The organism is Kibdelosporangium banguiense, from assembly GCF_017876405.1.
GTDB lineage: Bacteria > Actinomycetota > Actinomycetes > Mycobacteriales > Pseudonocardiaceae > Kibdelosporangium > Kibdelosporangium banguiense.
This window is the reverse complement of the sequence record NZ_JAGINW010000001.1, coordinates 2,389,902-2,407,285: the sequence shown is the minus strand read 5'-3', so window position 1 is coordinate 2,407,285 and position 17,384 is coordinate 2,389,902. Positions and strand designations below refer to the sequence as shown.

Below are 17,384 nucleotides of genomic sequence, written 5' to 3'. Positions count from 1 at the left end.
TGAACCGATCAGGAAATATGCACCGACCGGAAGATTTCCGGGCTGGCTGTGGTTATGTGGGAAAGCACACGTGCGCATTCGAGTGCTGAATCGATCCCCTTATCGGTCCGGTGAGGCAACCCACACGCCAACTGTCGTTTACCAGGACGTCAGCTGGTTAATCTCCCTTCATCCCTTTTCACGGCACGCCCACCGCTCAGCGCGGAGTGGGTGGGCGAAGCCATTGGTGAGGACGTCGAAGTCCCGCTGTCGGACAACGGCGTCTGTCGCGGGCTTTGAGCCCCCAGTCAGGAGACGAGGCGAGATGACCGCATTGGCCATTCCAGGTCTGGATACCGCACCGACGACCCACCGGCGGCTTCTCGAGTGGGTGCACGAGGTCGCCGAGCTCACCACGCCCGACCGCGTGGTGTGGGCGGACGGTTCGGACGAGGAGTGGGACCGGCTGACAAAACAGCTGGTCGACGCAGGCACGTTCACACCGCTGAAGCAGAAACCCAACTCGTTCTGGGCAGCCTCGGACCCCGGCGACGTCGCCAGGGTCGAGGAGCGCACCTACATCTGTTCGGTCGACCCCGACGACGCCGGGCCGACCAACAACTGGATGGACCCGGCCGAGATGAAGGCGACCATGCGCGAGCTCTACAAGGGCTGCATGCGTGGTCGCACGATGTACGTCGTGCCGTTCTGCATGGGCCCGCTCGAGGCGGACAAGCCGATGCTCGGCGTGGAGGTCACCGACTCGGAGTACGTCGTCGTGTCCATGCGAGTGATGACGCGCATGGGTTCGAAGGCGTTGGCCAAGTTCGGTGAGGACGCGGACTTCGTGCCCTGTCTGCACTCCGTCGGCGCGCCACTGGACGACGGCCAGCAGGACGTCGCGTGGCCGGCCAACGAGACCAAGTACATCAGCCACTTCCCGGAGACCCGCGAGATCTGGAGCTACGGCTCTGGTTACGGCGGGAACGCGCTGCTGGGCAAGAAGTGCTACTCACTGCGGATCGCCTCGGTGATCGGCCGTGACGAGGGCTGGCTGGCCGAGCACATGCTGATCCTGAAGCTGATCTCGCCGGAGCAGAAGGTCTACTACATCGCGGCGGCGTTCCCCAGTGCCTGCGGCAAGACCAACCTGGCGATGCTCGAGCCGACCATCCCGGGCTGGAAGGTCGAGACCCTCGGCGACGACATCGCGTGGATGCGGTTCGGTGAGGACGGTCGTCTCTACGCGGTCAACCCGGAAGCCGGCTTCTTCGGCGTGGCCCCGGGCACGGACTGGCACACCAACCCGAACGCGATGCGCACCATCGAGCGCGGCAACACGGTCTTCACGAACGTGGCGCTGACCGACAACGGCGACATCTGGTGGGAAGGCATGGGCGAGCCGCCCGCGCACCTCACCTCGTGGAAGAAGCAGGACTGGACGCCGGACTCCGACGAGCCGTCGTCGCATCCGAACTCGCGGTACTGCACGCCGATGGACCAGTGCCCGATCCTCGCCCCCGAATGGGACGACCCCAAGGGCGTGCCGATCTCCGCGATCTTCTTCGGCGGCCGCCGCAAGGACACAATCCCGTTGGTGACCGAGTCCCGCGACTGGAACCACGGCACCTTCATGGGCGCCACGCTCTCCAGCGAGACAACCGCGGCCGCCAAGGGCAAGGTCGGCGTCGTGCGCCGCGACCCAATGGCGATGCTCCCGTTCATCGGCTACAACGCCGCGGACTACTTCGCCCACTGGATCGCCACCGGCAAGAAGGCCGACGCGAACAAGCTGCCGAAGATCTTCTACGTCAACTGGTTCCGCCGCGGCCCGGAGAAGCAGTTCCTCTGGCCAGGCTTCGGCGAGAACTCGCGCGTGCTCAAGTGGGCCATCGAGCGCATCGAAGGCAAGGCAGCCGCGGTGGAGACACCGATCGGCTGGGTCCCCACCCTCGACGACCTCGACATTTCCGGTTTGGACACTCCCCGCGAGGACCTCGAAGCAGTCCTGAAAGTCGACGCCGACGAATGGCGTGCCGAGATTCCGATGATCGAGGAATGGTTCGCCAAGATGGGCGAGAAGCTGCCCACGTCACTGCGTGACGAACTGGAAGCCCTCAAGCTGCGCTTGTCGGAGTAACCAGCAGAGCTAGCGCCTGCCAGCGTCGTCAGGCGCACGGCCCCGGGTTCGCCCGGGGCCGTTTTTGTTGCCCTGCAAGAGAAAGCTCGACCGTGCCGCAACGGGGAAGATCAGCATGCCCTGATGGAGTTACCCCGTTCGAGACGCGGCGACGGCGAAGCGTGGCCGTCCTCCCGCACTGTTCCTCGACTGCATACCGCCGAGAAACCCACGCGGACCTGCGTGGATACATCCGCAGATCCGCACGTCCTATGACGACTGTATCCAAACGGGGATGTCACTCGCTAGAGGCGGGCAATCCGCTATATAGGGTTACTCCGCTAGTAGTCTCTTGACTGCAAGCGCTATGCCACCTGTCAACTGTGTAGCTACCATGACTGACGGTGTGGCACACAGGCATAGCTCCTCATGACAGCCCCCTCGTGTCGAGATAGCGCCTTGTGCCAGCACTCAGTGGGCGACCTACACAGCTGAGAGGTGTCCTCACGCCTACAGGAAGATAGATGGAGGGATCAGTGGGATGCCGCGAGGCGCTACTCCGATCGTTCAGCAACGACGGCTTCGGACTGAACTACGCAAGGCACGCGAAGAGGCTCTGCTAACCCAGAAAACGGTTGCCAGCGATCTCGGCTGGTCGCTGTCCAAAGTTATCCGTCTCGAGACTGGGGCCACCAGCTTCGCGCTGTCCGATGTGATGGCGTTGCTCCACTACTACAAGATCACCGAACCCGCACGGGTGGACGACCTGCTCGGGATCGCCAGGTCCTCGGGGGAATCCTGGTGGGACGCGTACCGCGAATACTACAGCCAGAAGTTTCTCAACTTTCTGGCCTACGAGGATTCCGCCTCCGCTATTCGCCAGTTTCAGACGCTGGCCATTCCCGGCCTGCTTCAGACACGCGGATACGCCACCGCGGTCTTCAGTGGTTACGCTTACGATCCACAGCGGCAACAGCGCGCGATCGACGTACGTTTGCGACGTCAAAAACTTCTCGACGATGACGGCCTCAAAATTTCGATCATTCTGGATCAGGCCGTGATCCTACGATGGGTCGGCGACGCCGCTGTCATGAAAGAACAGCTGATCAGGCTGAAGACCGTCGGCGAAACACGCAAAGGCCCGACCAGCATCCGGATCGTCCCGTTCACCGCAGGCTTCAGCATGAGCATGAAAGGCTCATTCACCGTCTTCGAGTACGACTCGGAGAACAATGACTACATCGTCAACGCGGAGGAACCCAACAAAGATGTCCGCGTTCTGGACACACCTGAGGCAACGAGCAGCTATGTCGAGGCGTTCCTCAATCTCGAGGACATCGCCCTTTCAAAGGAGGAATCAAGCGCACTGATTGATGCGGCTATCAACGATCTCGAATAAAACTGCATAAAAGTGGCCTCTGTCGCCACAGAGGCCACCCTTTCGTACAGTCACCCGGAACTTCCCTGGTAAAGAAGAAGGAGTAACTGACGATGCAAAGTATAGGACGGCAGTCAGCGGCAGTCATCCGCCATCTCGGGTCGCTCGCCATCAGAACCCGCAGAGCCCCGGAAAGCGGTGCTGTCCCTGACACGCCACGGCCGGCAATCGGCCTGGTCACGGCACTTCCCGAGGAGTTCGTCGCCATGCGAAGCCTACTCGAGAGCGTCGCCAGCCACTACGCCGTGGACGACCCCGCCCAGTACACGCTGGGAACACTGCCCAGCACTGACGACCAGCTCCACCATCACGTGGCGTTAACCATGCTCGGTGACACAGCGACCAACGCGGCGTCGAATGGGTGCGCCAACATGGTCAGGAGCTTCCCTTCAATCAACGTCGTGGTCATGGTGGGCATCGCGGCAGGTGTGCCAGCAGTGAACCGGCCCGAACGCCACGTACGGCTCGGCGACATCGTTGTCGCGACAGAAGGCGTCGTCGACTACGACCATGTCCACGCGCTTCCAGGTGGCACGGAACTGCGACGGGGTTTCCCAATGCCGTCAGCGCGCCTGACGCGATGCGCAACCATTCTGAAGACAGAAGAGCTCAGCGGCGCCCACCCCTGGGAACAGTGGCTGGACGTCACCGCCACGCGAACAGAACTCACTGGATACGCCCGTCCTCCGGACAGCACTGATGTTGTCCATGACAGTTCGGGTTACCGCCTCGACCATCCCCGGCGAAGTCGCAGTGGTCATCGGAAGGGCTGGCCGAAGGTGCATCTCGGGCTGATCGGGAGCGCGGATCGTTCGCTTCGCGACGTATTGGTTCGCGACCGCCTCGCGAGTGAACATCGTGTCCTGGCCATCGAAATGGAGGGTGCCGGCATCGGCAGTAGCGGATTCCTCAACGAAGTGCAGTGGTTCATGGTCCGCGGCATAAGCGACTACGGCGACGCGCATCGGAATGACACCTGGCGCAGATACGCGTCTTTAGCCGCAGCGGCGTACGTCCGTTCCCTATTGGCTGTCCTCACACCGATGGGACAGGGTGATGTTGTCGAGACAAAGTCGCGTTGAATGATACAGCGCCAAACGCGAGAAAGATGCGATCACAACGTTCGACTTTGCCGTTGTACCGTACATGTACCAGAGAGTATCTGACGGTATGACGGTGAAGTCTTTCGCATATTCAGAAGAATGAGTTCCAGGATCAAAACCGAACAACCGGCCTAATCGCTGGGTTTGGCGTGCAGCATACTCCGCAACACAGCAAATTGTCGAATAGGAACTGCCAAACACGGTCCATCCTTGTGCTTGGAATCCCGGAAGTAGACATGGGAGTTCAGTACCGCAACCTCTACACACTCGTCGGTTCCTTGACTCTCGCTCGCGCTGCTCTTGCGCCATACAAGGTGGACGGACTGGGAATACGCCAAGCGACCGACGCTGAACTCCTCCATACGACCGCCACCCCTCGTGGATCCACTACCGCAGCGATGCAGCCTCGCTTGTCAGGCTTTTGCAGACGAGATTAACGAGGTGACTCTGGACCTTCCTACCGCCGACTGTGGGACTTCCCTGGAGTTAGCCGAGCTGCTATCCACGCTTCTGCTGGACGCCATCGAAAGCCCCTGTGTCACAGAGCGGTACACAAAGCGGCCCGATCAGAACGGATCAGGCAAGGCTGGATTTCGGAGTCGCACGGTATGCCAATCGGCTATTTTCAGCCCTTCTGGCGTGCGAGACGAGATCAGGTTGTCGCTGGTTTGACCTTGGCTGTGCGGATGCGGGCCAGGAGCGCTTTGGCAGTCTGGATGCCCGATTCGACTTGGGCCAGGTGTTGGTTGACGGCTTGGAGGCGTTTGGAGCGTTCGGTGGCGCCCAGGCGCATGGCTTTGTCGACTTCGCGGAGTTCTTCTTCGATGGCGCCGATTCGGCGGCCAAGGGCGTCGTCGAGGGCCAGGGAAAGTTCTTGCTCGGCCTGGATCAGTTGGTCGGCCACCATTTGGTCGAGGGTTGCGCGGGCGTCGGCTATCGCGTCGGTCAGCCAGGTTTTCATGTGTAGCTTGTCCTGGGTGTGCCTGCGGGTGCGGGAGATCCACCAGCCGGCGCCCAGGCCCAGGACGATTGTCACCGGGGCGACGATCACGCCGAGGGTTCCGGCCGCGGCCGCGCCGAACAGGCCCAACGGCAGAGTGGCGAGTTTGCCGAGGCCTACTCCGCCCGAGATGCCCATCATCACCATGAGTTTGTCCTCGGAGGTGCCGGGTCTTTTCTCGGGTGTGCGCAGGACGACCGGGGGTTGGCCGGCGCGGGCGTACTGGGCTTGCAGGATCGCCAGTTCGTCCGGGGAGAACAGGCCGGTCAGCACTGTCTCGCCGATTTTGTTCAGGCGGGCGCCGACCGAATAGCTGATTCGGCGGGAGACCAGTTGCAGGGCCGCGTCGACCTGGGCGGGCAGGGCGGCCAGCGCGTCGCGGTCGGCCACGTCGATCGCCTGGCGAAACCAGGTCTGCATGTCGCGCATCTCGCGGCTGACTTCGTGGGTGTTCTCGATGCGGGTGCGCTGGATCTCGCCGCGCAGCTTCACCTGCCAGCCGCGGGTGGCCGATTTGCGTTGTGCGGTGAGCTCTTCCTTGCGGGCCCGGAGCACTTTCGCCTCCTCCGCGCCGGTGGTGAGCGCCCGGCATTCGGCCGCGAGCTGCACTTTGACCTCGTCGAGTGAGGTTGTCAGGGCACGCATGGTGTTGGCCTCGGCGAGCATCGCGGCCTTGCCGATCACCAGTTCCCGCAACGCGTCCGACAGTGCCGTGAGGCCGGACTTCTCCTGGAGCATGGCCATGGTCTCGGGCGACGGCGCCTTCCGGGCCATCTCGTACATGCGGGCCGACACGGGGTGGAACACCGCATCGCCGAACCGGGGCGCGTGGTCACGCAGCAGGCTCTGGTTGGCTTCGAGTACCTGCCGCCAGCCACGGAACTGGTCCACTTTGGCCAGTGCGAAGATCACTGTTTCCACGCGGTCACCAACGTTCTGCAGGAAGTTCAGCTCGCCGAGGGTGAACGGCGCCGACGCGTCCACCACGAACAGCAGCGCCGTCGCGCTCGCGGCGGCTTCGGCGGCCAGTTCGCCGTGCACCGATTCCAGCCCGCCGACGCCGGGTGTGTCCACAATGGAGATCTCGCTGAGCAGGCCGACCGGGCCGTCGACCTCCACATATCTTGGCGGCAGCTGGCCTTCGGGCAGGTCGTGCGACGCGGACACCCAGTTCACCAGCTGTCCGATGTCGACCGGCACCGGCGCCAGCGTGCCCGGGTAGCAGGCCCGGGCCTCCCACTCGTCGGCATGTCCGAACACCAGGTACGTCGCGGTCGCCACGTCGGCGTCCACAGGGGACAGACCAGGCTGGTCGAGCAGGGCGTTGACCAGGGAGCTCTTGCCGCGGTTGGTCTCTCCGATGGTGACGACGGTCGGCTTGCGACGGCGACGGCCGCGCAGCTCCTCGACCCACTTGGCCGACTCCGGCGCGACCTCCCGCAGCAGGTTCAGCATCACCTCGCGATGCTGGGCGACCTGCTTGGGCAAGCTCACCGGCGGCGCGGTCACGGTTGCTGGGCCTTGTACACAGTCACGATCGGCGCCCGCAGAAGCTTGCCGCGATCCACGAATCCAGCCACTTCGGTCTCCGCCACGACCCCGTCCATCGTCACGTCCTGGGTCGGCACGGTACCGCCTGCCTCGTGCTGCGCAGGGTCGAACAGGTCACCATCGGGCCGGATCGCGGACACACCTATCCCCGCGAGTCCCTCCTCCAGCCGCTCGACCACGCCGGCGCTGCGAGCCCGGTCCAACGCGTAGAGGCACAGCTGGACGAGGGATTCACGCTCGGTCAGGGCCTGTTTGAGCGGGTCGGTCGCGTTGTCGATCCCGGCGATCATCTCGGCGCTCACCTCGATGGTCGGATCGGACTGCCCGGCGACGTCCTCGTCGTCCGTTTGGGTCCGCCGGAATACAGAAGCCACCGAAATCACCCAGTCTGTGAGAGGAAACGTCGAGGCGAAGCTATCAAGTCTGGCCGCGCAGCCGCTGCCAGACAAGGAAATAGGCGCGATGCACGACGTGTGCCACGCGGCTCTGGGCGGGCGTGGCCCCGAACGAAGCGAACGACCGCCACCACCCGGCGCGCTCCAGCGAGTACGCGACCAGCTCGTTGACCGGGCGGCCTTTCATTCCCAGCTGCTCACCGATGTCGGCGCTGCCACCGACCCTGAGCACCTCCTCGGCCAGGTCCTCCGGCATCGCCACGGCGCCGGACGTGACCAGCGTGAGGGCCTCAAGCAGGCGCAAGGCATGCGCTTCGGGTTTGGCCAGCAGGACTTCGATCGCGTCGTGCACACGTTGGCGTTCGCCTGGATCGCCCGAGGCCTGCGCGAGAGCCGTGACAGACGCGAGCGCGGCGGCGGCTTTGATACCGTCGGCACGAGCACGGAACACCGCGTCAAGCCTGGCACGCACACCGGCGAGCCCCGAAGCGTCAAGGAGCTTGCGGCGGAGCGCACCCGCAGTCAGTTCTGGCTCTTCGCGCAACGCGTTCACCGCGTGGCCGATGCCGTAGAGGTCGAGTTTCTCCAGCAGCCGGACACGGGTGCCGCTCGGCACGTCGCATTCCCAGGTGGTGAAGATGTCCGCCGAGACGAGCATCATCTCCCAGGTCATCTCGTCCAGCCCGGCGAGCTGGCGCAACGCGTCGGCGTCGGCCGAGGTGAACCCGCCGGACTCGGCGGACTCGGCCAGCAGCCCGATCACCGGCAGCACATCCGCGACGCGTGGCTTCAACGTCAGCGCCTGCTTCTCCGCGAGCAGCGACGCGGCCTTCCACACGTCGCCATCCGCGCCGCTCACCGACTCCGGCGCGATCGTGTCGGCCTTGTTCAGCACTGCGATCGCGTTGACCGGCCCGGCGTCACGACTCGCAGTAGCGGCTGTGAACGCCGCAAGCGCTTGCTGGTCGTCGGCGCGCACACCTTGCGTCACGACGTAGAGCACGGCCTCCGCGCCGGCGACAGCGTTGCGGGAGGTGTCGTCGAGTTCGTTCGACTCCGTTTCCTCCGGCTTCGCAGCGCCGAGCAGCAACTCGGTCCGCGCGACCGAGGCGGCGTCCAGCGACCCGAGACCAGGGGTGTCGATCACGGTCAGATCCCGCAGCACCGCGTTGGTCAGGTACGCCTCAAGGTGCGAGACCTCGTCGAAGTCCACGTCCAGGGTCGCCGGGATCATGCCGCCCGCGTCGAACGGCAGCACCTGCTTGCGGCCGTCGTTGAAGATCACCTCGACCCGGTCGACGGTGCCGTACTGGAACCTGGTCACCAGCCGGGTGCACTCGCCGATGTCGGTCGGCGCGACCCGGCGGCCGATGAGGGCGTTGACCAGCGTGGACTTGCCGGACTTGATCCGGCCGGCGACCGCGACCTGCAGCGGCGCCGACAGCCTGCGCAGCACTTCCCGGAACCCGGCCGCGGTGCGTGCCGAGACCTGCGACTGCAACCGGACGCAGAGCTGGGCGACAGCCGTCGACAACGGCCCGGCAAGGTGCTGTTGCTGGTCGGTAGCCGTCGTCACTCGTCAAATCGTGCCATGTCCTGCTGAAGCCCGGTTGCAAAACCCGCCGCATTGGGTATCCGTCGGTATGGACACGAACAGCTACATCGCCTTCCTGGTGCTGGGTGCCATCCTCGTGGCCATCGACGGGCAGATCATCTACCGCAGCGGACGGAAGTACCTTGAGCACTCCTATGGCGATTCGGCGGCCGGCGCGTCGATGACGCGGCTGGTCACCGTGCTGTTCCACCTGGTTGTGCTCGGTGTGCTGATGCTGATCTCGACCGTCGATGTGGGCTCCAACCCGACCGAGGGCGTCATCCTCCGGCTGGGCATCATGCTGCTGCTCCTGGCCGCAGCACACGCCCTGACCATCGCGATCCTGGCCCGGATCAAGGATCGCCAGCTGCAGGAACGGCTGGCCGAGGAGATGGCGCACCCGCCTGGTCAGCCACAGACGCAGGTCCAGCCGAACGTCCAGGCGATCCGGCACGAGCAGGCGCCTGAGCCGAGCGTGGATACGACTCCGCCGTACCTGACCCCGTAAATTCTCAGACTGCGGGCCGAGCGGTCTCAGCCTCCGGTGCGACGCGCCGGAGGCCCGAGAATGCTTAGGCTGCTGATGTGCGACGGCTGAGTCTGTGGATGCGCGGGCATCCGACCTTCGGGGACTCTCTGCTGGCGCTGTTCCTGGTGCTGCTGGAGTTGCCGATCCTGATCTCCCACCAGTTCCGTGAGCCGTTTTTCGTCTACGCGGGCATCGACGTGCTGGTGATCGCGCCGATCGTACTGCGCAGGCGCAATTCGCTGCTGTCCTGCTATCTCGTACTCGGCGCGGGCGTCCTGCAGTTGGTCGTCGACGGTGTGCTGGGCACGAACGACTTGCTCAGAGCCGCGGACATCGCGCTGGGCATCTCGCTGTACACGATGGTGGTGTACGTCGGTCGCAGGCAGGCCGCTGTCTATGCGCTGTGGCTCGTGCTCTGCACCGCGATGTGGTCATTCTGGCTGGTCAGGCCAGCGGGGAACTGGGGGATCGCCGGCATCGCGGTGCTCGGGCTGCTCGCGTTCTGCTGGGTGCTCGGCGAATTCGTCGGCGCACGCCGGGCCTACCAGTCAGAGGTCGAGCAACGACTCCGCCTGCTGGAGAACGAACGCGACCAGCAGGCCAAGATCGCGGTCGCGGAAGAGCGCGCCCGGATCGCTCGCGAACTGCACGACGTGGTGGCGCACGCCGTGAGCGTGATGGTCGTGCAGGCCGACGGCGCGACATTTGCCGTGCACACCAATCCCGAGCTGGCGGAACGCGCGGTGAAAACGATCTCCTCGACCGGCCGGGAGGCGTTGACCGAGCTGCGCAGGCTGCTTGGTGTGCTGCGCGCGGACGACAGCGAGTCGGAACGCACGCCCCAACCTGGCACGAGTTCGCTCAACGACCTGGCCGACCGTGTGCGGCTGGTCGGTCTGCCTGTGCGGCTCAAGCTGAAGGGCGAGCTGGACGGTCTGCCCGCCGGAATCGGGCTGGGGATCTACCGGATCGTGCAGGAGGCGTTGACCAATACGTTGAAACACGCGGGCGCGGGCGCGTCCGCCATCGTGCGGGTGTCCCGGATCGGCGACAACATCGAGCTGGACATCACCGACGACGGTTTCGGCACGCCGCACGAGCTGGTGAGCATCTCGGGCGGCAATGGCCTGATCGGCATGCGCGAACGCGCGAACGTCTTCGGGGGCACACTGGAAGCCGGCCCGCGGCCCGGCGGCGGGTGGCACGTACGTGCGGTCCTCCCAATACAAGGAACTTAGCGAGCATGATCAAAGTGGTACTGGTCGACGACCAGGAGCTGATGCGTGTCGGCTTCCGGATGGTCCTCGGCGCCCAGCCGGACATGGAGATCGTCGGCGAGGCCGGCGACGGTGACGCGGCTGTCCGGCTGGCGGACGAGCTGCGGCCGGACGTGGTGCTGATGGATGTGCGGATGCCCGTGCTGGACGGGGTCGAGGCGACCAAGCTGATCACGGAGGCGGGTACCGCGAAGGTGCTCGTGATGACGACCTTCGACCTGGACGAGTACGCGCTGACCGCGCTGAAGAACGGCGCGAGCGGGTTCATGCTCAAGGACACTCCACCGGATCACCTGGTCGCGGCCTTGCGATCGGTCGCGAGCGGGGACGCGGTGGTCTCCCCGAGTGTCACGCGCCGGCTGCTGGACCGCTTTCTCGGTGCGTCCGGCGGGCAGTTGCGGGACGCCTCGATGCTCGACGCTCTCACCGAGCGGGAACGCGAGGTGCTCGTCCTGATGGCACAGGGACTGTCGAACACCGAGATCGCCCGGAAGCTGTTCCTGTCCGAGGCGACGGTGAAGACGCACGTCGGCCGGGTGCTGTCGAAGCTCGAACTGCGCGACCGGGTCCAGGCCGTGGTGCTCGCGTACGAGACCGGCCTGGTCCGGCCGGGCGAGGCCTAGCGGTAGTCCGCCGGATCGACGCTGTCGGTGCTCAGGCCTTTGCCGAAGATGTCGTCGTACCAGCGGCCCCAGTCCGGTTGGGTGCCGTCGAGGTCCTTGAAGTCGTACTCCCTCATCAGCCTCCAGGATGACAACGACTGACCGGCGAACCTGTGCACGTCCGGATCGGTCGCGAGCGCGGCGACGCCGCGGCCGACGTAGTGCGGGGATTCGGCCATAGCGAAGTGCGGGTCCTGGGCGATCGCGTCTCGCCAGGTCTCCTCGGTGACGCCCAGCATGTCCAGCATCGCCTCGGACCGGATGAAGCCCGGGGTGAGGGCCAGCGCGGTCACGCCGTGCGGGCTCAGTTGTTTGGCCATCGCCTGGCCGATCCGACGAATCCCGGACTTCACCAGGTAATACGGCAGGGCCGTGCCGTGGTACGTCTCGTCGTCGCCGTCGGTGATCTCGATGACCAGGCCGGATCCCTGCCGGACCATCAACGGCACCAACGTGTGCAGCGCGACCAGGTGCGTCTCCATGCCGTTGCGGTGCACACGCAACGCGGCGTCCAGATCGGACTCCCAGAACGGCCTTTCGTGATCCACAAAGGGATCGCCGCCCCAGACGTCGTCCACCAGCACGTCCAGCCGGGTCAGCCGGTCGCGCAACGCCGCCACGTCGGACTGGACGGTGAAGTCGCAGCGGACCGGGATCCCCTGGCCACCGGCCTTGGTGACCAGTTCCGCGGTGTCCTCAATGGTCTCCGGCCGGTTCATCGGGCTTGCCGATGACCGGGTGGTCCGGCCGGCGACGTAGACCGTGGCGCCGATCGCACCGAGCTCGACCGCGATACCGCGGCCGCAGCCCCTGGTCGCGCCCGCGACCACGGCAACCAGTTCAGCCATTGTGCTGCCATCCTTTCAGTACTGCGTCGATGTCTTCGGCCAGGCGGTCGAGCAGACTGCCGCGCGGGTCGACCGACCACGCGATCGCGGTGCCGTTGGCGAGCGACGACAGGATCCGGGCCAGCTGGGGCGAACCGTGCACCGCCAGCTCTGCCTCAAGGACCGCGTAGAACTCGCCAAGCAGTGCTCGCAGCTCAGGGTCGGCCAGGTCGCTGGCGAGCTGGCCGAGGTTGTTCGCGGCTGTCGCCGGGTCGTCCAGCGCGCGGTAGGTGTCCAGGATCGCGGTGCGGATGTCCGGCGCTGCCCGGACCTGGTCGCGGACCTGGCGCAAAGCCTGCTGGCTCAAGGCTTTCAGCAATCCGTGCTTGGAACCGAAGCGCTGGGCGACCGTGCCGACCGAGACGCCTGCCTCGGCCGCCACGTCGGCGACGGTGAATCCGGGTCCCTGGGTGTTGATCACAGTCGCCAGCGCGGTCAGCAACCGTTCGTCGGAAATGGATCTCGGCCTGGCCATGCCATTAGTGAACCATGGTTCATTAATTCTGTCGACCCTGCCCTCAGTCCCAGGGCTGATCGCGCGTGCACCCGCGGACCGACGCGGACCGACTGCCGTGGCCAACAGGATTTCCCAGGTCAAGGTCAACAACCGCACCCGGAGAAGAAGATGACACTGCTTGCCGCCGAACGGATCAAACTGTTCTCCACCAGGTCACCCTGGTGGTGCCTGGTCGCCGCGGTCGGGCTGACCGTCGCGTTCGGCGCCGCTGTCACCGCGAACCCGTCCGCCGGTGACGCGGTCACCGTGCCACACACGCAGGCCGGCTACGAGTTCGGGCTCGCGGTGATCCTCGTAATGGCCGCGCTGACGATCACCACCGAATACCGCTTCAACACGATCCGCACGACCTTCCAGGCGGTGCCCGGCCGCGTGTCGGCATTGCTGGCCAAGACCGTCGTGGTGGCCCTGACCTCGGGGATCGTCGGCCTGACTGGGGCCTTCATGTCGCTGGGCGTCGGCAAACTGCTGCAGCCGTCGGCAGATCTGGCACTCGACAGCGCCGGCGACTGGCGGGCCGTCGCAGGCGTCGGGCTGGTGTTCATGATCGCCGCGGTCATCGCCATCGCCGTCGGAACACTCATCCGGCAGACCGCGGGCGCCGTCGCGCTGCTGCTCGCCTACTCGCTGATGGTCGAGGAGCTGATCCGCCTCATCCCCAAGGTGGGCGCCGACATCCAGAAGTGGATGCCGTTCAACCTCGCGAAGCGCTTCCTCAACGGTGCCGACTCAGGGCTCGGTCCGTGGCCGGCATTGGCCGTGTTCGCGGGTTACGCCGTCGTGCTGTTCGCGATCGCCTTGGTGACGGCCCGCAAGCGCGATGCCTGAGCCATCCCTGACATAGGTATCTCAGGGACACGTCAGGGGGATCACGGATCGCGGGACGGCGAATTGTCCGCCACGCTACGACTGCGAGTTGACCCGTACTTGGCACCTGGGGACGACGCGGTGGGACCAGCGATACACACAGGATGGTGTGGTCGTCGGGGAGGGAAATCAACATGAAGGAGCGACCATGATCGAGGCACGGGGCCTCACCAAGCGGTACGGGAAGACCCTCGCGGTCAACGATCTGTCGTTCACCGTCCAACCGGGCCGGGTCACCGGCTTCCTGGGGCCGAACGGGGCGGGCAAGTCCACCACGATGCGGATGATGCTGGGGCTGGACAACCCGACATCGGGTGTGGCGCTGATCGACGGCAAGCACTACCGGGATCTGCACCACCCGCTGCGCAAGATCGGCGCGTTGCTGGACGCGAAATGGGTGCACCCCAACCGTTCCGCCTACGCGCACCTGCGCTGGATGGCCGTGTCGAACAAGATCTCGGTCAAGCGTGTGGACGAGGTGCTTGAGATGGTCGGCCTGACCGCGGTGGCCAAGAAACGCGCTGGAGGTTTCTCGCTGGGTATGTCCCAGCGGTTGGGCATCGCCGGCGCCCTGCTCGGCGACCCGGAGATCCTGCTGTTCGACGAGCCGGTCAACGGCCTGGACCCGGAGGGCATCCTCTGGATCCGCAAGTTCATGCACCGGCTGGCCGACGAGGGCCGCACGGTGCTCGTGTCCAGCCACCTGCTCTCGGAGATGTCGCTGACGGCGCAGGAACTCGTGGTGATCGGGCGCGGCAAGCTGATCGCGCAGAGCTCCACTGAGGACTTCATCCACGCCGCCACGGAGAACACCGTCAAGGTGCGCAGCCCGCAGATCAGCAAGCTGCGGGACGCCCTGATGCGCACCGGTGCCACCATGCGCGACGAGGCGGACGCGCTTGTCGTGTCCGGGATGGACAGTGCGCAGGTCGGCGAACTCGCCGCCGCCAACCAGGTCGTCCTGCATGAGCTGAGCCCGCAGCGCGGTTCGCTCGAAGAGGCGTTCATGCAGCTGACCGGCGACTCGGTCGAGTACAACACCGCAATCTCCGACACCGCTGACCAACTGGTGGATGTGAACCGATGACTCTGCTCGCCGTCGAACGAATCAAGCTGTTCTCCACGCGGTCACCGTGGTGGTCGCTGCTGCTCGCGCTGGTCGTGACCGTCGGCTTCGCCGCGCTGACCACCGGCTCGGAGGACGACCCGGCGTGGATCACGGTGCCGAGCACGCAGTTCGGCTACAGCTTCGGCCTGGCCGTGATCCTGGTGATGGCCGCGCTGACGATCACCACCGAATATCGTTTCAACACGATCAAGACCACGTTTCAGGCAGTGCCCAGCCGCACGTCCGCCCTGCTGGCCAAGACCATCGTGGTCGCGCTGGCGACCGGTGTGCTCGGCCTGATCGCGGCCTTCGGTTCGCTGGGCATCGCCAAGGTGCTGCAGCCCAAGGCCGACCTGGCGCTCAACAGCCAGGCCGACTGGCGGGCCGTGGCCGGCGTCAGCCTGGTGTTCGCGATCGCCGCGGTGGTGGCCATCGCGGTCGGCATCCTGATCCGGCACACCGCCGGTGCCGTGGCCCTGCTGCTGACGTACGCGCTGATGGTCGAGCAGCTGGTCCAGCTCATCCCGAACGTCGGTGACGACATCCACAAGTGGCTGCCGTTCAACGTCGCCTACAAGTTCATCTCCGGCGATCCGGACATGAGCGGGCGGCCCGTGCAGGCCGGGCCGCCGCCATCGGACGCGACGCTCTCACCGTGGTGGGCGCTGGCCTACTTCGCCGCCTTCGCCGTCGTGATGCTCACCATCGCGATCATCACCGCGAAGAAGCGGGACGCCTGAACGAAAGAACCAATCGGTGTGTCCGTCGGGGGGCATGCCGGGCCCCAACCGGGGGAAAGAAGAGCCCGGGTCACCTGTCGGGGGGTGGCCCGGGTTTCTTTGTTGGTCTGGTCACGGACGGTTGCGATCACCGAGCGGGCTTGCAAGGATGTGATGACGCGATCCAGCGCATGCGGCCCGGTAAAGACCATGTTAAGAGGCTGTGAGGAGCCGTACAGGCCGCGAACAACGATGTTCGACTGGCGCTCAGATCGCTATCGACCCCGTCACGAACCATCGGAGGTGGACGTTGACGGTCGCTGACATCAGTGCTCCTAGCCAGCCGCCAGAGCCGGCGGTACCCAACCAAGGCAGGCGCGCGCTGCGCGTCGAGCCCATGATCGAGCTCGAATGGTCGCAGGCCGTTGAGCCACATGCCGCGCTGGCATCCATCTCCGGCGCGGGCAGACCCTCGGAGACACGGCGCGCATGGGTGCACCGCGCTCCGGAAGACCAGGTCCTGACTTTGTACCGCTCGGCCACCGAGGTCGACTCAGAGCTGCCCGCCCCGTGGTGGCTCAAGGCGCTGGCGAACGGCGAACTGAGTTCCCGCGCCGAAGGATTCCTGTTGGAAGATCGTGTCGGCAAGCTGCTCGATGCCCGGCCCGGCTGGGTTTTCGTTCCGTGGAGCAGCGACGGCGACTGCGGCTACTGGGAGTACATGCCCTCCGAACGACGGGTGTCCGGACCGGCGGTGCCGACCACTCTGGTGCTGACCGACCGGCACCTCGGCTGGCTGGACATCTACCCGGTGCACGTCACCGCCGCCGAGTCCCCGGACCCCCTCGCGGTCGGCGGGATGGGCGATCTGCGGTCCAACCTCGCCCGGTGGGAGTCGGTGTCCTAGCGTTCTGAACGTGGAACAACAGCTACACAGGCGCACGATCGTCAGCTACGTCCAGCGTGGCGGGCGGATGACAGTGGGCCAGGAAAGGGCGTGGGAACGGCACTGGCCGCAGCTTGGGCGTGAGGTGCTCGATCTGCCGGCCGGGCCGTTGGACACCGAACAGTGGTTCGGCCGGGCGGCACCGGTGGTGCTGGAGATCGGCTCCGGGATGGGCGAGACCACGGCCAGGCTGGCCGCCGCCGCACCGGAGGTGAACTACCTGGCTGCGGAGGTATACCAAGCCGGGCTCGCGCAGCTGATGATGCGCGCGGAGGAGCACGGCCTGACGAACCTGCGGTTGCTGCGCGGTGACGCCGTCATCCTGCTGACCCAGCACATCGAACCCGCGTCACTGTCCGAAGTGCGCCTCTACTTCCCCGATCCCTGGCCGAAGAAGCGGCACCACAAGCGCCGGATCGTGCAGCCCGGCTTCGTCTCGCTGGTCGCGTCGCGGCTCGTCCCGGGTGGACGGTTCCACATGGCGACCGACTGGGAGCACTACGCCGAGCACATGCTCAAGGTGTGCAGCGCGGAACCGTTGTTGCGCAATGTGTACTCCGAGTGGGCACCGCGTCCGGAGTGGCGGCCGGTGACGAAGTTCGAGTCGCGGGCGCATACCGAGGATCGGAACATCCGCGATCTGATTTTCCAGAAAGTCGACACAGAGTAGTTCGTTCGGTAGCGGCAATACAC

17 protein-coding genes are annotated in these 17,384 nt (G+C 65.5%); 11 read left to right on the top strand and 6 right to left on the bottom strand.

Annotation, left to right across the window (positions count from 1 at the left end; translation table 11 throughout):
• Positions 1-304: 304 nt before the first annotated feature.
• The 3 genes from JOF56_RS11490 to JOF56_RS11480 all read left to right on the top strand — a co-directional run bounded on the left by JOF56_RS11490 (position 305) and on the right by JOF56_RS11480 (position 4,618).
• Entirely contained in the window at positions 305-2,119 is a 1,815-nt protein-coding gene (locus JOF56_RS11490; RefSeq protein WP_209637087.1) for a phosphoenolpyruvate carboxykinase (GTP), read from the top strand.
• Between the two features lie 520 nt (positions 2,120-2,639).
• Positions 2,640-3,497, top strand: a complete 858-nt coding sequence (locus JOF56_RS11485) for a helix-turn-helix domain-containing protein (protein WP_209637086.1) — start codon at positions 2,640-2,642, stop codon at positions 3,495-3,497.
• Between the two features lie 92 nt (positions 3,498-3,589).
• The gene (locus tag JOF56_RS11480) at positions 3,590-4,618 is read left to right on the top strand and encodes a 5'-methylthioadenosine/S-adenosylhomocysteine nucleosidase family protein (protein ID WP_372447861.1); all 1,029 of its coding nucleotides are present in this window, start codon (positions 3,590-3,592) and stop codon (positions 4,616-4,618) included.
• 152 nt (positions 4,619-4,770) lie between these two features.
• On the opposite strand, the gene JOF56_RS11475 is transcribed toward JOF56_RS11480, so the two are convergent.
• The 4 genes from JOF56_RS11475 to JOF56_RS11460 all read right to left on the bottom strand — a co-directional run bounded on the left by JOF56_RS11475 (position 4,771) and on the right by JOF56_RS11460 (position 9,161).
• Positions 4,771-5,001, bottom strand: a complete 231-nt coding sequence (locus JOF56_RS11475) for a DUF397 domain-containing protein (protein ID WP_209637084.1) — start codon at positions 4,999-5,001, stop codon at positions 4,771-4,773.
• A gap of 290 nt (positions 5,002-5,291) precedes the next feature.
• Positions 5,292-7,148, bottom strand: a complete 1,857-nt coding sequence (locus JOF56_RS11470) for a dynamin family protein (protein ID WP_209637083.1) — start codon at positions 7,146-7,148, stop codon at positions 5,292-5,294.
• Positions 7,145-7,498, bottom strand: coding sequence for a nucleotide exchange factor GrpE (locus tag JOF56_RS11465; protein ID WP_372448375.1), 354 nt, complete (start codon positions 7,496-7,498; stop codon positions 7,145-7,147). Before JOF56_RS11465 ends, JOF56_RS11470 begins: the two co-directional genes overlap by 4 nt.
• Before the next feature lie 109 nt (positions 7,499-7,607).
• Positions 7,608-9,161: a dynamin family protein gene (locus tag JOF56_RS11460; RefSeq protein WP_209637081.1), complete on the bottom strand. Its 1,554-nt coding sequence runs from the start codon at positions 9,159-9,161 to the stop codon at positions 7,608-7,610.
• A 67-nt stretch (positions 9,162-9,228) separates the two neighbouring features.
• On the opposite strand from JOF56_RS11460, the gene JOF56_RS11455 reads away from it, so the two are divergent.
• From JOF56_RS11455 to JOF56_RS11445, 3 genes are all read left to right on the top strand, one after another.
• Positions 9,229-9,687, top strand: a complete 459-nt coding sequence (locus JOF56_RS11455) for a hypothetical protein (RefSeq protein WP_209637079.1) — start codon at positions 9,229-9,231, stop codon at positions 9,685-9,687.
• A gap of 98 nt (positions 9,688-9,785) precedes the next feature.
• Complete coding sequence (locus JOF56_RS11450; RefSeq protein WP_209648182.1) at positions 9,786-10,946, top strand: sensor histidine kinase; 1,161 nt, start codon at positions 9,786-9,788, stop codon at positions 10,944-10,946.
• 5 nt (positions 10,947-10,951) lie between these two features.
• Positions 10,952-11,608: a response regulator gene (locus JOF56_RS11445; RefSeq protein ID WP_209637077.1), complete on the top strand. Its 657-nt coding sequence runs from the start codon at positions 10,952-10,954 to the stop codon at positions 11,606-11,608.
• On the opposite strand, the gene JOF56_RS11440 is transcribed toward JOF56_RS11445, so the two are convergent.
• The gene (locus tag JOF56_RS11440) at positions 11,605-12,495 is read right to left on the bottom strand and encodes an SDR family oxidoreductase (RefSeq protein WP_209637075.1); all 891 of its coding nucleotides are present in this window, start codon (positions 12,493-12,495) and stop codon (positions 11,605-11,607) included. The genes JOF56_RS11445 and JOF56_RS11440 overlap by 4 nt on opposite strands.
• A complete protein-coding gene (locus JOF56_RS11435) occupies positions 12,488-13,009 on the bottom strand; it encodes a TetR family transcriptional regulator (protein ID WP_209637073.1) in 522 nt (173 codons plus the stop codon). Before JOF56_RS11435 ends, JOF56_RS11440 begins: the two co-directional genes overlap by 8 nt.
• Before the next feature lie 150 nt (positions 13,010-13,159).
• Between JOF56_RS11435 and JOF56_RS11430 the strand changes: the two genes are divergently transcribed.
• From JOF56_RS11430 to trmB, 5 genes are all read left to right on the top strand, one after another.
• Positions 13,160-13,879: an ABC-2 transporter permease family protein gene (locus JOF56_RS11430; protein ID WP_209637071.1), complete on the top strand. Its 720-nt coding sequence runs from the start codon at positions 13,160-13,162 to the stop codon at positions 13,877-13,879.
• Between the two features lie 187 nt (positions 13,880-14,066).
• Positions 14,067-15,005, top strand: a complete 939-nt coding sequence (locus JOF56_RS11425; RefSeq protein WP_209637069.1) for an ABC transporter ATP-binding protein — start codon at positions 14,067-14,069, stop codon at positions 15,003-15,005.
• Positions 15,002-15,766, top strand: a complete 765-nt coding sequence (locus JOF56_RS11420) for an ABC transporter permease (protein WP_209637067.1) — start codon at positions 15,002-15,004, stop codon at positions 15,764-15,766. The genes JOF56_RS11425 and JOF56_RS11420 overlap by 4 nt, the downstream gene beginning before the upstream one ends.
• Before the next feature lie 376 nt (positions 15,767-16,142).
• Complete coding sequence (locus JOF56_RS11415) at positions 16,143-16,652, top strand: hypothetical protein (RefSeq protein WP_209648181.1); 510 nt, start codon at positions 16,143-16,145, stop codon at positions 16,650-16,652.
• 67 nt (positions 16,653-16,719) lie between these two features.
• A complete protein-coding gene (gene trmB, locus JOF56_RS11410; RefSeq protein ID WP_372448374.1) occupies positions 16,720-17,361 on the top strand; it encodes a tRNA (guanosine(46)-N7)-methyltransferase TrmB in 642 nt (213 codons plus the stop codon).
• The last annotated feature ends 23 nt before the right edge of the window (positions 17,362-17,384 follow it).

Bases quoted from the DNA above. Each gene is read 5' to 3' on its own strand.
- JOF56_RS11490 (WP_209637087.1), top strand. From the start codon at position 305: ATGACCGCATTGGCCATTCCAGGTCTGGATACCGCACCGACGACCCAC.
- JOF56_RS11485 (WP_209637086.1), top strand. From the start codon at position 2,640: ATGCCGCGAGGCGCTACTCCGATCGTTCAGCAACGACGGCTTCGGACT.
- JOF56_RS11480 (WP_372447861.1), top strand. From the start codon at position 3,590: ATGCAAAGTATAGGACGGCAGTCAGCGGCAGTCATCCGCCATCTCGGG.
- JOF56_RS11475 (WP_209637084.1), bottom strand. From the start codon at position 5,001: ATGGAGGAGTTCAGCGTCGGTCGCTTGGCGTATTCCCAGTCCGTCCAC.
- JOF56_RS11455 (WP_209637079.1), top strand. From the start codon at position 9,229: ATGGACACGAACAGCTACATCGCCTTCCTGGTGCTGGGTGCCATCCTC.
- JOF56_RS11450 (WP_209648182.1), top strand. From the start codon at position 9,786: ATGCGCGGGCATCCGACCTTCGGGGACTCTCTGCTGGCGCTGTTCCTG.
- JOF56_RS11445 (WP_209637077.1), top strand. From the start codon at position 10,952: ATGATCAAAGTGGTACTGGTCGACGACCAGGAGCTGATGCGTGTCGGC.
- JOF56_RS11440 (WP_209637075.1), bottom strand. From the start codon at position 12,495: ATGGCTGAACTGGTTGCCGTGGTCGCGGGCGCGACCAGGGGCTGCGGC.
- JOF56_RS11435 (WP_209637073.1), bottom strand. From the start codon at position 13,009: ATGGCCAGGCCGAGATCCATTTCCGACGAACGGTTGCTGACCGCGCTG.
- JOF56_RS11430 (WP_209637071.1), top strand. From the start codon at position 13,160: ATGACACTGCTTGCCGCCGAACGGATCAAACTGTTCTCCACCAGGTCA.
- JOF56_RS11425 (WP_209637069.1), top strand. From the start codon at position 14,067: ATGATCGAGGCACGGGGCCTCACCAAGCGGTACGGGAAGACCCTCGCG.
- JOF56_RS11420 (WP_209637067.1), top strand. From the start codon at position 15,002: ATGACTCTGCTCGCCGTCGAACGAATCAAGCTGTTCTCCACGCGGTCA.
- JOF56_RS11415 (WP_209648181.1), top strand. From the start codon at position 16,143: ATGATCGAGCTCGAATGGTCGCAGGCCGTTGAGCCACATGCCGCGCTG.
- trmB (WP_372448374.1), top strand. From the start codon at position 16,720: ATGACAGTGGGCCAGGAAAGGGCGTGGGAACGGCACTGGCCGCAGCTT.